9 protein-coding genes, 1 pseudogene and 1 riboswitch are annotated in these 13,987 nt (G+C 71.3%); of the genes and pseudogenes, 8 read left to right on the forward strand and 2 right to left on the reverse strand.

Features of this window, described 5'->3' with window-relative positions:
* The first annotated feature begins 20 nt into the window (after positions 1 to 20).
* Positions 21 to 983: an aldo/keto reductase gene (locus tag IF46_RS0118560; protein ID WP_030489606.1), complete on the forward strand. Its 963-nt coding sequence runs from the start codon at positions 21 to 23 to the stop codon at positions 981 to 983.
* Between the two features lie 63 nt (positions 984 to 1,046).
* On the opposite strand, the gene IF46_RS0118565 is transcribed toward IF46_RS0118560, so the two are convergent.
* Positions 1,047 to 1,595: a hypothetical protein gene (locus IF46_RS0118565; protein WP_030489607.1), complete on the reverse strand. Its 549-nt coding sequence runs from the start codon at positions 1,593 to 1,595 to the stop codon at positions 1,047 to 1,049.
* Between the two features lie 71 nt (positions 1,596 to 1,666).
* Entirely contained in the window at positions 1,667 to 7,441 is a 5,775-nt protein-coding gene (locus IF46_RS0118570) for a ThuA domain-containing protein (RefSeq protein ID WP_232234081.1), read from the reverse strand.
* 369 nt (positions 7,442 to 7,810) lie between these two features.
* A riboswitch (TPP riboswitch) is annotated at positions 7,811 to 7,920 on the forward strand.
* Between IF46_RS0118570 and thiE the strand changes: the two genes are divergently transcribed.
* The 7 genes and pseudogenes from thiE (at position 7,915) to thiC (ending at position 13,896) form a co-directional block, all read left to right on the forward strand.
* Positions 7,915 to 8,541: a thiamine phosphate synthase gene (gene thiE, locus IF46_RS0118575; RefSeq protein ID WP_030489609.1), complete on the forward strand. Its 627-nt coding sequence runs from the start codon at positions 7,915 to 7,917 to the stop codon at positions 8,539 to 8,541. It overlaps the preceding riboswitch by 6 nt.
* On the forward strand, positions 8,538 to 9,701 hold the full coding sequence (thiO, locus tag IF46_RS0118580) for a glycine oxidase ThiO (RefSeq protein ID WP_157563158.1): 1,164 nt from the start codon (positions 8,538 to 8,540) through the stop codon (positions 9,699 to 9,701). The genes thiE and thiO overlap by 4 nt, the downstream gene beginning before the upstream one ends.
* Positions 9,692 to 9,892, forward strand: coding sequence for a sulfur carrier protein ThiS (gene thiS, locus IF46_RS0118585; RefSeq protein WP_030489611.1), 201 nt, complete (start codon positions 9,692 to 9,694; stop codon positions 9,890 to 9,892). Before thiO ends, thiS begins: the two co-directional genes overlap by 10 nt.
* A complete protein-coding gene (locus IF46_RS0118590; RefSeq protein ID WP_030489612.1) occupies positions 9,889 to 10,668 on the forward strand; it encodes a thiazole synthase in 780 nt (259 codons plus the stop codon). The genes thiS and IF46_RS0118590 overlap by 4 nt, the downstream gene beginning before the upstream one ends.
* Positions 10,669 to 10,733: 65 nt before the next feature.
* Positions 10,734 to 11,306 (forward strand): annotated as a pseudogene (locus tag IF46_RS32615) (thiamine phosphate synthase); the annotation flags it as partial.
* Positions 11,307 to 11,500: 194 nt separating this feature from the next.
* Positions 11,501 to 12,286 (forward strand): bifunctional hydroxymethylpyrimidine kinase/phosphomethylpyrimidine kinase, encoded by a 786-nt coding sequence (gene thiD / locus IF46_RS0118600; protein ID WP_030489614.1) that lies wholly within the window; start codon positions 11,501 to 11,503, stop codon positions 12,284 to 12,286.
* A gap of 17 nt (positions 12,287 to 12,303) precedes the next feature.
* Complete coding sequence (gene thiC, locus IF46_RS0118605) at positions 12,304 to 13,896, forward strand: phosphomethylpyrimidine synthase ThiC (protein ID WP_030489615.1); 1,593 nt, start codon at positions 12,304 to 12,306, stop codon at positions 13,894 to 13,896.
* Positions 13,897 to 13,987: the final 91 nt, after the last annotated feature.

Below are 13,987 nucleotides of genomic sequence, written 5' to 3' on the forward strand. Positions count from 1 at the left end.
GTGCGTCCGGCCGGCATAGGGTGGATCTCGTGACTCAGATGACCTATCGCCGGCTGGGCGACTCCGGGCTCGTGGTGTCCGTGGTCGGCATCGGCTGCAACAACTTCGGCCGCAAGCTCGACCTCGACGGCACCCGGGCGGTGGTGGACGCCGCCCTGGACGCCGGGATCACCCTCTTCGACACCGCCGACATCTACGGCGAGCCGCAGGGCAGCTCCGAGGAGCTGCTCGGGCAGGCGCTCAAGGGACGCCGGGACGACGTGGTGGTGGCCACCAAGTTCGGCATGGACATGAACGGCCTCAACGGGCCCGACTACGGCGCGCGCGGTGCGCGGCGCTACATCGCCCGCGCGGTGGAGGCGTCGCTGCGCCGGCTCGGCACCGACCACATCGACCTGTACCAGATGCACGAGCCCGACCCGGGCACCCCGATCGACGAGACCCTCGCCGCCCTGGACGACCTGGTCCGCGACGGCAAGGTGCGCTACCTGGGCAACTCCAACTTCGCCGGCTGGCAGATCGCCGACGCGGACTGGGTCGCCTCGTCCAACGGCCGGTCCCGCTTCATCAGCGCGCAGAACCACTACAGCCTGGTGGAACGCTCGGTGGAGGCCGAGGTGATCCCGGCGTGTGAGCGGTTCGGCCTCGGCATGCTGCCGTTCTTCCCGCTCGCCAACGGTCTGCTCACCGGCAAGTACAAGCGCGAGGGTCAGCCGCCGGCCGGCAGCCGACTCTCCGGTGGCGGCCGGTACGCAGAGCGGCTCGCCGCAGCCGACTGGGACACCATCGAGGCGATCGAGGCGTACGCGGCCGAGCGGGGTCTGACCATGCTCCAGGTGGCGATCGGCGGGCTGGCCGCCCAGCCGGCGGTGACCTCGGTGATCGCCGGTGCCACCACTGCTGAGCAGGTGCGTGCCAACGCCGCAGCCGGGACCTGGGAGCCCAGCGACGAGGACCTGGTGGCGCTGCGCGCCATCCTCTGAGCCGAACGACACCGGGCCGGGCCGCTCGTCGCGGCCCGGCCCGGGTTGTTGGATGCTGCTTGGTCAGGTGGCGCGGCGGCGGCCGAACAGCATGGCCACCCCCATCGCCGCGGCGACGAGCACGAGACCGGCCGCCGCGAACGGCCACCAGCCGGCACCCGCCCCGTCGTCCGCTCGCTTGGTCACCGCGACCGGCTCGGGCGCCGGCGGTGACTGTGCCGCCTTCGCCTGCACCGTGGCGGTGGCCTCGCTCTGCAGCGGAGCGGGGGACTTCACCGTCACCTTCCACGTGCCGGTGGAGAGCACCGGGCCGCTGCTGTAGAAGCCGTGGCCCTCGGGCTGCGGTTCCAGCTGCACCGGCCCGATTCGCTGCCCGTCCGGGCCGGTGCCGGTGAGGACCAGCCGCACCACCTGCTCCAGCCGGCGGCCATCGGCGTAGCTGGCCTGGATGGTGACGCCCTGAGCCCCGTCGCCAGCCACCGCGAGTTTGAGCTTGTCGGCCTGAGCCGCCGGGGCGGCCTGAGCCGCCTGAGCCGCCGCCGGGGCAGCGGCGAACAGGGCCAGGGCCAGTCCGACGAACACGGCGGCCAACACCTTGCGGATACCCGTCACGGACATCTCCCCACTACCGATGAGGGAGGTCCCTCCCCGACGCCGCAGCGCCGGGGAGGGACCTCGTCGGATCAGAGCTGGCGACCGGGTGCCAGCCGGGTGGCATCGCCACCGAGCCGCCCGGTGCCCTTGACCGTCTCGCCGTCGTTCGCCTTGACCCCGGCCTTGCTGGCCGCGCCGCCGAGCCGAACGATCATGGCGTCGGCGTCCCGGATCAGCACGTCCCGGACCTCCGCCTCGGGCACCAGCGTGGCGTCGGAGGCGAGCGTCCGGAACGCGGTCAGCTGCCGGACCGCCGCCTTGTCGTCGCCGGCCGCCTCGGACGCACGCACAGCGTCGAGCTTGTTCGACAACTGCTTGTGCGCCTTGGTCGAGAGCCGCCCGGTCGCCTTGAACCGGTCCAGCAGACTCTGCATGTCCCGGAACGAGGTGGTGACGAAGAACCGGACCGTCGAGGTGGTCTTGTTGCCCGCCTTGTCGGTCGCGGTCACGGTCAGCTCGTGCAGGCCGAGAGACAGGTCGTACATGGCCTGCAGAGTGCCGCTGGCGTACGCCTGGCCGTCGAGCTGGCCGACCACGGTGGCGATGCCCGAGGTCGGGTCGACGGCCTGCCAGGACACTCGGACGTCCTGGCTGTCGCCGTAGAGCTGGCCGTCGGCGAGCCCGGACACCAGCAGCGTCGGCTTGGTGCCGTCGATGCGCACCACCGCCGACTTGAGCGTCTCGACGTTGCCCGCCTTGTCCGTCGAGCGGTACAGCAGCTCGTGCTGCCCGTCGCCGGTCACCTCGACCGGAGTCGAGTACGGCGTCCACGCGCCACCGTCCAGCGACCACTCCACCGTCTTGACGCCGGAACCGGCGTCGGTCGAGGTCAGCACGACCGGGATGGTCCCGTTGTGCCAGCCGGCGTCGTTCGCCGCAGCGAACGTCGCCGAGGTCACCGGCGCGGTGGCGTCGATCTTGACCGAGACGGTCTTCGTCGCCTCCACGTTGCCGGCCTTGTCCGTCGAGCGGAACCGAAGCTCGTGCTCGCCGTCCCCGCTGACCGCCACCGCAGCGGTGTAGGCCGTCCAGGTGGTCGCCCCGTCCAGCTGGTACTCCGTGCTGGCGAGCCCGCTACCGCCGGCCTCGTCGGCACCGGTGAGCGTGATCGTCACCGGCCCGGTGTGCCACCCCTCGGTCGGGGTGCCGGAGACCGACGCCGTGGTCACCGGAGCGGTCTCGTCGGCCACCTTCGTGCTGAGCCGGAAGTAGTCGAACGAGGCGGTCTTCGACGCCGTCTGGTTGGCGCCGAGGGTGAAGAGCCCGACCTTCGGGGTGGCCCCGACCGCGCTGTTGGTAAGCGCCGTCAACGCGGTCCAGGTCGTCCCGTCGGCCGAGTACGACGCGGTGAACGTGTCGCCCGTGCGGGCCAGTCGCAGGTGCCACACGGCTGCGGTCAGGCTGGCCGCCTCCGGCTGCGGGTTCTGCACCGTCCCGGCGATCTCGCTGCGGAACTCGATCCGCCGCGTCACCGCCTGGCCGGCCTGGTTGTCCGCGATGAAGTCGAACTTCAGGTAGTTGTCGTCGTCGGCCTGCACGAGCAGACCGGCCTGCTGGTACTGCTCGTTCAGCAGACTGCCGTCGACCTTCGTCTCCAGGGTCCAGTCGCCCGACGGCGCGGTCTGGAGGATGAAGTTCTTCGGCCCGGTGTTGTCGGTGCCGTAGATGTCACCGTTGGGCACGTCGATGCGCAGCGCACCGCCGGTGACCCGGTAACCGGCCGGGTCCTCCCGCAGGATCGCGTCCCACCGGCACTTGTCCAGCGAGTCACCGTTGAACTCGTCCGACGGATCGACCGGGCCAGCCGGAGCGTCCGGAGTCACCTGGAACGAGTCGAACGCCGCGTTGACGACCGGAGCCTCGGTGCCGCCGTTGAGGGCGAAGACACCGATCCGCGGGTTGGTGATGCCGGCGAGCGCGGCCGAACGGCCGACCGGGGTGAAGGTCTGCCCGTCGCCCGAGGCGGACGCGGTCAGGTTCGTCCCGTCGCTGGTGATCCGCAGGTACACGGTGTCACCCGCCGGTGCGGCGGTGGCGTCGGCACTCTCGTTGCGAGGCGTGGCCGCCGTCTCCCGGATGAACTCCACCCGACGACTGCCGTTGTAGAGCAGGTCCAGCTTGGCGTAGTTGTCGTCGTCGCCGTACACCAGCAGGCCGGCCTGCTGGTAGTTGGCAGTCACCGGGAGGGTCACCTTCGTGGTCATCTCCCACGCGCCGGTCGGCGCCGGCTGGAGCACCAGGTTGGTGGCGTCGTTGCGGGAACCGTAGAGGTCACCCACGCCGGTGGGCAGCCGCAGCGCGCCGCCACTGAGCGAGTAGAGCTGGTTCTCCCGGATCACGCTGGTCCAGCGGGCCTTGTCGAGGCTGTTGCCGTTGAAGTCGTCCGAACGCGCCCCGAAGCAGGACGTGTCCGGCGCGTCGACCTTCACCGGCACCGTGGCGTACGACTTGGCGCCCTTGCTGTCGGTCACCGTGAGGGTGGCCGTGAAGGTGCCCGGGCTGGTGTAGGTGTGGCTGGCGTCCAGGGTGGTCGCCGTGCCGCCGTCACCGAAGTCCCAGGCGTACGTCAGCGGGGTGTCGCCCTCGGCGTCGGTGGCCGTGCCGTCGAAGGCGACGGTGACCGGTGCGGTGCCGGTGGCCGGGGTAGCCGTGGCGCTGACCACCGGCGGCCCGTTCTCGGTGACACCGCGGCCGACGAAGTCCATCCAGTTGACGTTGAACAGCGAACCCGTTCCGCCGTTCGGATCGCGAGCCAGGAAGTACAGCGAGCCGCTCGCCGCGCCGGTGACCGGTGCGCTCACGTCCGTGTACGTCTGCCACGCGCCGGTCGCCGGCACGGTGGCCGTGGCGACCACCGGTCCGTCAACCGCACCCGCGCGGACCTCGATCCGACCGCCAGCGGCGGCCGAGGCGGCCCGGAACCGGATCTCGGTGATGTTGGTCAGGTCCGCCGGGGCCACCGACCACCAGTCGCCGTCCTCGATGAACGCGATGTTCTGACCACCGCCGGCGCTGTCGGCGCCGGTCTCCCGCTGCACGCCGGCGTCGCCGCCGCCGGTGCTCACCGGGGCACGCCCGGTGGCGGTGAAGTACTCGGCCTGCTTCTGCTTCGGCTGGAGGACCTCGATCTGCCGGCCGGTCAGCGGGCCGGAACCACCGGCGCCGCCCTTGTCGGTGTAGGTGGCCTCGAAGACCGTGAAGACGTTCGCCTCGGCGCCGTGCCCGGAGGCGAGCGACGTCTGGACGGTGCCGGTGCAGCCGGTGTGCTGCTCCAGCGGGTGGGCGTGCTCGTCGTGACCGAGCAGCACCTGAAGCTGCACCCGGGAGCAGTCGATCTGCCCGTCCTCCGGGTCGGTCACCTTGATCGTGTAGCGGACCTGGTCACCCCAGTTGAAGAAGCCGCCGTCCGGGGGGAACTCGATGTTCACCGTCGGCGCGGTGTTGCCCACGGTGACCGGTACGTTGGCCACCGCGGTACGACCCTTGGGGTTGGTGACGGTGAGCTGGGCGGTGAAGCTGCCCGCCGCCGCGTACGTGTGGGTCGGGTTGGCCTCGGTCGAGGTCTGCCCGTCGCCGAAGGTCCAGGCGTAGGTGAGCGTGCCACCGTCCGGGTCCCGGGAGCCGGCGCTGGAGAAGGTGACGGTCAACGGCGCCGGACCCGAGGTCGGGTTGGCGGAGGCCGCCGCGATCGGCGCGCGGTCACCGGCGGTGTAGTCGATCCGGTAGATGCCGGAGTTGTCGTTGTTGCCGCCGAAGCCGCTGCCCCACTCGATCAGGTACAGCGCGCCGTCCGGGCCGAACTCGAAGTCCATCGGCCGGATCATGCTCATGCCGGTGAGCAGCTGGTTGATGTCCACCAACGACTTGCCGTCGGGGGTCATCTGCATGGTGTACATCTTGTTCTGGTTCCACTCGCCGAGCAGAGCCTTGCCGTCGTAGTACGCCGGCCACTTGCGGCTGGAGTTGAGATCGGCGTCGTACCGGTAGACCGGGCCGCCCATCGGGGCGCCACCGCCGCCGATCTCCGGGTAGCGCGCGTCACCGGCGTACCCGTAGTCGACGGTCGCCGGGACCACCGGCGGAAGGTTGGTCAGGCCGGTGTTGTTTGGCGAGTTGTTCACCGGCGCCGCGCAGTCGAACTTCGCGCCGCTCGGGCCGGACGGGAACGTGTAGTCGTTGTACGCCTCGTTCGTCCCGGTGCAGTACGGCCAGCCGTAGTTGCCCGGGGTGACGACGTTCCACTCGACCAGACCGCGGGGGCCCCGGTTCGGGTTGTCCGAGTTGGCGTCCGGTCCGTAGTCCGCGACGTACAGCGTGTTGGTCTTCGGGTCGGTGCCGATCCGGAACGGGTTGCGGAAGCCCATCGCGTAGATCTCGGGACGGGTCTTCTCGGTGCCCGGGGCGAAGAGGTTGCCCGCCGGAACGGTGTACGTCCCGTCGTCCTCCGGGTGGATCCGGATCACCTTGCCGCGCAGGTCGTTCGTGTTGCCGGAGCTGCGCTGCGCGTCGTAGTCCTGGCGACCCGACCGCTCGTCGATCGGCGCGTACGAGTTCGACTCGAACGGGTTGGTGTTGTCACCGGTGGCCAGGTAGAGGTTGCCGTCACCGTCGAAGGTCATGCTGCCGCCAGCGTGGCAGCAGGTGTTGCGCTGGGTGTCGACCCGCAGCACCTGCTTCTCGCTGGCCAGGCTGATGGTGTCGCCGGTCACCGTGAAGCGGGACAGCAGGTTGCGGGTGACCCCGTCGTTCGGGGCGTAGTACAGGTACACCCACTTGTTGGTGGCGAAGTCCGGGTCGAGCCGGATGCCGATGAGGCCGTCCTCGTTGCCGCTGAAGACGTCCAGGTCGACGGCGGTGACGGTGTTGCCGGTGTCCGGCTTGACGATCTGCACGCGTCCGTCGCGCTCGATGTAGAAGACCCGCCCGTCGGGGGCGACGTCCAGCTCCATCGGGTTGCTGGTGTTGCTGTCCAGCGTGACCTTCTCGAAGTTCGAGGTCTTCGAGGCGCCGCAGTCGGCGTTCTCCACACCTGCCGCGGTGCGGATGCCGCCGAGCAGGTGAGAGAGGAAGCCGGGCTCGGCGTACGACTCCCGGGTGTGCCCGCCTCCGGTGTACCAGGAGCGGCCACCGTCGAAGTCCTGACACCAGGAGGTCGGGTGGTCGGCGCCCATCGCACCCGCGCCTGGGGTGTAGCTCTTCTCGTCCAGGCTGGCCAGCACGTGCACGTCCGGCCGGGGGTTGGTCTGGAAGTTGTACCACTCGTCGAAGCGGGACCAGCGGTCCGGCAGCCCGGCCGTGGACGGGTGGGCGTGGTCCTCCACCTTGACCGTGGCCTGCTGGTTCTGCGGGTGGTTGGCGAAGTACGCGCCGACCAGGTCGCCGTACCAGGCCCAGCTGTACTCGGTGTCCGACGCGGCGTGGATGCCGACGTAACCGCCGCCGGCCTTCACGTAGCGCTCGAACGCCGCCTGCTGCTCGGCGTTGAGCACGTCACCGGTGGTGGAGAGCCAGATCACCGCCTTGTACTTCGCCAGGTTGGCGTCGTTGAATGCGGCGCCGTCCTCGGAGTTGTCCACGGTGAATCCGTTGGCGGCACCGAGTTGTTGGATGGCGGCGATGCCGGTGGGGATGGAGTCGTGCCGGAAGCCGGCGGTCTTGGAGAAGACGAGGACGGAGAAGGGATCGGCTGCGGCCTTTGGCGCCTTCGGCACCACCTGGCTGACCGGGGCTGCGGCTTTCGCATCCCGTGGGGGGACCTGGGCGGCCGCCTGGGCGGGCGTGCCGAACAGGGTGGTCGAGGCCATGGCCAGGGAAATTAGGGTTGCGGTGATGGGTACGCGGGCACGACGAGAACGGGACACGCCGCCTCCTGTGTCGTAGTGACATGGCTCGCGGGAGTCGGCTCGCCGAAGGCCGTCCCTGATGGAGTCGGTGGTCACACCGTGCCAGGGTGCCCCCACCGACATTTTGTCGAATCGCTGAACAAATTAATTCGGCTGGCTCGATGTCGGGCAAGATGCGAGCGGGTAACGGTTCTGCAACGGGGGGCGACATTCCGAACAGGACCGCATGAAGTGCCCCATGGATCTTCCTCGTTCTGGCAAGGCGCGGCCCGCCGGCCGCCGCCGCCCCCGCGCCTTGGCAGGCCGGCGGTTCTGTCGTACGGTGACACGCAAGTAACCCACGGGAGCCCGGTGTACCGGGCTGAGAGGGGGGCTGACAGCCCCCGACCGTTGAACCTGATCCGGGTAATGCCGGCGCAGGGAGGAGAGTTGCCGTGCCGTCCCTAGGGCGATTGCATCTCATCACCGACACCCGACCCGGGCGCGACCCGCTCGCCGTGGTCCGGGCCGCCCTCACCGTGGCCCGCGCCGACCTGGTGGTGCAGGTCCGGGTCGAGGATTCCGCCACCGACCGCGAGGCGTACGACCTGGCCCGGCAGGTGCTGGCGCTCTGCACCTCGTATGAGGCGACCTGCCTGGTCAACGACCGGTTGCACGTAGCGCTGGCGGTGGGCGCCGCCGGTGGTCACGTCGGCGCCGAGGACCTGCCGGTCGCCGCCGCCCGCCGGGTGCTCGGCCCCACCGGAGTGCTGGGCGCCACCGCCCGTGCGCCGGGCACGGCGGCCGAGGCCGTCGCGGCGGGAGCCAGCTATCTCGGCGTCGGGCCGTGCCACACCACAAGCACCAAGACCGGCCTGCCGGATCCCATCGGGCCCGCCGGGGTACGCGCCGTCGTCGACGCCGTCGACGTCCCGGTCATCGCGATCGGTGGCGTGACCGCCGCCCGGGTGCCGGCGCTGCGGGCCGCCGGGGCGTACGGGGTGGCGGTGGTCGGTGCCGTCTGCGCCGCCGCCGACCCGGCACGGGCCACCGCAGAGCTGATCGAGGCCCTGACGTGCTGACCGGCCGGGTCCCGTCACCGCCATCGAGCGACCGGGTCCGGCCGGACGTCGCGGTGGTGGGGGCGGGGCCGATCGGGCTCGCGATCGCCTGGCGCTGCGCCGGCCGTGGGCTGCGGGTGGAGGTGCACGATCCAGCGCCCGGCTCGGGGGCGTCGGCGGTCGCCGCCGGAATGCTCTCCCCGGTCGCCGAGGCGTACTTCGGTGAGCGGCAGCTGACCGAGTTGCTGCTCGCATCCGCCGCCCGCTGGCCGGCGTTCGCCGCCGAGCTGACCGAGACGACCGGCGCCGAGATCGGCTACCGGGGCGAGGGCACTCTGATGGTCGGGCTGACCGGCGACGACCTGGCCGAGGCGCGTCGGCTGTGGGCGTACCAACAGGGGTTGGGTCTGCCCGTGACGCCGTTGCGCCCCAGCGAGCTGCGCGACCGCGAACCGGCGCTCGCCCCGCGGGTGCGCGGCGGAGCGCTCGCGACCACCGACCACCAGGTCGACCCCCGGCTGCTGGTGCCGGCGCTGCGCACGGCCGCGCAGCGGGCCGGCGCGGTGCTCGTGCCGCAGCCGGTCCGGCACCTGTCCGAGGTGGACGCACGCGTCACCGTGGTCGCCGCCGGCTGCGGGGCCGCCGCGCTCACCGGCCTGCCGGTGCGGCCGGTGAAGGGCCAGATCCTCCGGCTCCGCGCGCCCGACGGCGTCGCGCCGGGCTTCCGGCACGTGATCCGGGGGTACGCCGACGGCGAGTCTGTCTACCTGGTGCCCCGCGCCGACGGCGAGGTCGTGCTCGGCGCGACGGTCGAGGAGCGGTCGGACACCACGGTCACCGCCGGTGCCGTGCAGCGCCTGCTGCGCGCCGGGATCGACCTGCTGCCCGAGCTGGCCGAGTACGACCTGGTCGAGGCGGTCGCCGGGCTGCGTCCGGGCACCCCGGACAACGCGCCGATCCTCGGGCCACTGCCCGGCCGACCAGACGTCCTGGCCGCCACCGGGCATCACCGGCACGGCATCGTGCTCACCCCGATCACCGCCGATCTGATCACCGATCTGGTGCTCGGTGGGCTACCCGACCCGCTGCTCACGCCGTTTCGCGCCGACCGCTTCGGCGCTGCCGCGGTGGCCGCGCTTGGCGGACCTGAACCGACGATGGAGGGGGACCGGTGGAGTTGACGGTGAACGGGACCGGGCGCAGCGTCGCCGCTGGCGCGTCGGTCGCGGACCTGGTCCGTGACATCGTGCCGCACCCACGTGGGGTGGCGGTCGCGGTCAACGGTGAGGTGGTGCCCCGGGCCGGCTGGCCGGCCCAGGCGCTGCGCGACGGTGACCGGGTCGAGGTCCTCACCGCGGCCCAGGGCGGGTGAGCGGCGTGTCGTTCGAGCTGGGTGGGGAGACGTTCACCTCACGGCTGATCCTCGGCACCGGCGGTGCCGCGAACCTGCACGTGTTGGAGCAGGCGATCCGGGCGTCCGGAACTGAGCTGGTCACCCTGGCGCTGCGCCGGGTGGGCACCGCGCCGGGCTCCGCCGGTGGGCTCCTGGAGTTGCTGGACCGGTGCGGCGTACGCCTGCTGCCGAACACCGCCGGCTGCCACACCGCGACCGAGGCGGTGAAGGTGGCCCGGCTGGCCCGGGACGCGTTCGACACCGACTGGATCAAACTGGAGGTGATCGGCGACGAGCGGACGCTCCTGCCCGACGGGGTGGAGCTGCTGCGCGCCGCCGAGGAGCTGGTCGCCGACGGCTTCACCGTGCTGCCCTACACCAGCGACGACCCGGTGCTCGCCCGCCGCCTCGCCGACGTGGGCTGCGCCGCGGTGATGCCGGCTGGCTCCCCGATCGGTTCGGGGCTCGGCATCGGCAACCCGCACCACATTCGACTCATCCGGCAGGGCGTGGACGTGCCGGTGATCCTCGACGCCGGCATCGGCACCGCGTCGGACGCGGCCCTGGCGATGGAGCTGGGCTGTGACGGGGTGCTGCTGGCGAGCGCGGTCACCCGGGCGGCGGACCCGGTGGCGATGGCCACCGCGATGCGGTACGCGGTCGAGGCCGGGCGCTTGGCCGCCGGCGCGGGCCGGATCGCCCGCCGCTTCCACGCCCTCGCCTCCACCCCCGACGAGGGAAGACCCGACCTGTGACCGGGTTGGTGCCGCCCGCAGATCTTGGAAGCAATCTGCCCCTGGAGGGGCCTATTTCTTCCAAGATCCCGTCGGGGGTTGTTGTTCTTACCGATCGGCTGGTCGCTCGCGGTCGGCTTGAGCTGGTTGTCGCGGGAGTTGTGGCTGGGGGAGTGCGCTGGGTGGTGCTGCGGGAAAAGGACCTGCCCCGCGCCGAACGCGCCGCCCTCGCCGTCGACCTGCGCGCGATCCTCGCCGACGTCGGCGGCACCCTCATCGTGGCCGGCCCCGACCCGCTCGGCGGCGACGCCGTGCACCTGCCCGCCGCCGGCCCGTACCCGCCACCAACGCACGGCCTGGTCGGCCGCTCCTGCCACCACCAACCAGAGCTGAACCGCCTGACCACCGAGCACTACGCCACCATCTCCCCGGTCTGGCCCACGAAGACAAAACCGGGTTACGGCCCACCCCTAGGACCGGACGGCCTGCGAAAGCTGGTCGAGTCCAGCGCCGTGCCGCTGCTGGCGCTAGGCGGAGTGGAAACCCCAGACCAGGTAACCGCCTGCGTCGAGGCGGGAGCCGTCGGAGTGGCAGTGCTCGGCGCGCTCATGCGAGCAGAAGACCCCACCGAAACAGCCGCCACCCTGACCAGCGCCTATGTAGAGGCGGTCACCCCTCTGCTGACCCAAACCCGGCACGGAGGCACCGGGTCCCCACGAGAGGGGCTGCGGCCGACCGTGCCCACGCAGGGATCAAGCCTGACCGCCCGGAGTGGGCACGGTCGGCCGCAGCCCCCAACCGCAACCAGCAACGGTCGGCCGCAGCCCCCAACCGCAACGACCGAGGAGGAGAAGTGACCCCCCACACCATCCTCACCATCGCCGGCTCTGACTCCGGTGGCGGCGCAGGCATCCAGGCCGACCTCAAGGTCTTCGCCGCGCTGGGCACGTACGGCACCAGCGTCCTCACGGCGGTCACCGCGCAGAACACCAGGGGTGTCGACGCCGTCCTGCCGCTGCCCCCGCGCACGGTCACCGAGCAGTTGGACAGCGTGCTCACCGATTTCACCGTCTGCGCGGTGAAGACGGGGATGCTCGGCACCCCGGCGATCGCGGACGTGGTGGCCGAGGCGGCACGGGATGGCCGGCTGCCTCAGCTCGTCGTGGACCCGGTGCTGGTCGCCACGAGTGGTCACCGGTTGGGCGTGGTGGGTGCGGTGGAGCGGCTGCTGCCGTACGCCAGGGTTGCCACCCCGAACTGCGCGGAGGCCGCGGCGATCACCGGACGCCCGGTGGACGACGTGGCCGCGATGGTCGTGGCCGCCGAGGCGCTGGTGGCCGGCGGCCCGGAGTTCGTGGTGGTCACCGGCGGCGACCTGGATGGGGGTGAGGCGGTCGACGTGCTGCACGGGGACGGCGTCACCACCCTGCTGCGGGCGCCTCGGGTGACGACCCGACACACCCACGGCACCGGGTGTTCGTTCTCGGCGGCGATCGCGGTGCGGCTCGGTCTGGGCGACCCGGTGCCGGTCGCGGTGGGGGCCGCAAAGGAGTACGTGCTCCGTGCGCTGACCGGCGCGCGGAGCTGGGAGTTGGGCGCGGGACGTGGGCCGCTGAACCACTTCGGCTGGTCCGCTTGAATTCCAGGGAGGCTGTCATGCACGCACGAGGCAAGGTGTACGTAGAGGGTTCGCGGCCGGATATCCGGGTGCCGTTCGCCGAGGTGGAGCTGACCGGGGACCATCCGCCGGTGCGGCTCTACGACACGTCCGGTCCCGGTTCGGACCCGGAGGTGGGGCTGCCGCCGCTGCGCGGGCCGTGGATCGCCGAGCGGGGTGACGTGGCACCGGCCCGGGGTGCGGGCACGCCGCTGGTCGGGGTGGACGGTCGCCGACCCACCCAGCTCGCGTACGCGCGGGCCGGTGTGGTGACGCCGGAGATGGAGTTCGTGGCGATCCGGGAGAACGTCGACCCGGAGCTGGTCCGGGCCGAGATCGCCGCCGGCCGGGCGGTGCTCCCGCTCAACGTGAACCACCCGGAGTGCGAACCGGCGATCATCGGTAAGGCGTTCCTGGTCAAGGTGAACGCCAACATCGGCACCTCGGCGGTCAGCTCGTCGGTCGCCGAGGAGGTGGAGAAGCTGACCTGGGCCACCCGCTGGGGTGCGGACACCGTGATGGACCTGTCCACGGGCAAGCGGATCCACGAGACCCGCGAGGCGATCGTGCGCAACTCCCCGGTGCCGATCGGGACGGTGCCGATCTATCAGGCGTTGGAGAAGGTCGGCGGCGACCCGGTGAAGTTGAGCTGGGAGGTGTTCCGGGAGACCGTGATCGAGCAGGCCGAGCAGGGCGTCGACTACATGACGGTGCACGCCGGGGTGCTCCTGCCGTACGTGCCGTTGGCCGTGGACCGGGTGACCGGGATCGTGTCCCGGGGCGGTTCGATCATGGCGGCGTGGTGCCTGGCGCATCACGAGGAGAACTTCCTCTACACCAACTTCGAGGAGCTGTGCGCGCTGCTCGCGCGCTACGACGTGACGTTCTCCCTCGGCGACGGGCTGCGTCCCGGTTCGATCGCGGACGCCAACGACGCGGCGCAGTTCGCCGAGCTGCGCACCCTCGGTGAGCTGACAAAGGTCGCCTGGGAGTACGACGTCCAGGTGATGATCGAGGGCCCCGGCCACGTACCGATGCACAAGATCAAGGAGAACGTCGACCTTCAGCAGGAGTGGTGCCACGAGGCGCCCTTCTACACGCTCGGCCCGCTGACCACCGACATCGCGCCTGCGTACGACCACATCACCTCGGCCATCGGCGCCGCGATGATCGGCATGTTCGGCACCGCGATGCTCTGCTACGTCACGCCGAAGGAGCACCTCGGCCTGCCGGACCGGGACGACGTGAAGGCGGGCGTGATCGCGTACAAGATCGCGGCGCACGCCGCGGACCTGGCCAAGGGGCACCCCGGCGCGCAGGCCTGGGACGACGCACTGTCGAAGGCGCGGTTCGAGTTCCGCTGGGAGGATCAGTTCAACCTCTCGCTGGACCCGGAGACGGCACGCTCGTACCACGACGCGACCCTGCCCGCCGAGCCGGCGAAGACCGCGCACTTCTGCTCGATGTGCGGCCCGAAGTTCTGCTCCATGAAGATCACCCAAGAGCTCAAGGAGTACGCGGCGCGCGGCATGAAGGACAAGTCGGAGGAGTTCGTCTCCGGCGGCGGCCGGGTCTACCTGCCGCTCGCCTGACCTGCCCGCAGGCGGCCGTCCTCAAGCCCGCTGGTGCCGGACGATGATCGACTCGGGTTCATGGATGTCGGGGGGTCCCGGCGGGTGGGTT

The organism is Micromonospora chokoriensis (assembly GCF_000718555.1).
Classification (GTDB): Bacteria; Actinomycetota; Actinomycetes; order Mycobacteriales; family Micromonosporaceae; genus Micromonospora; species Micromonospora chokoriensis_B.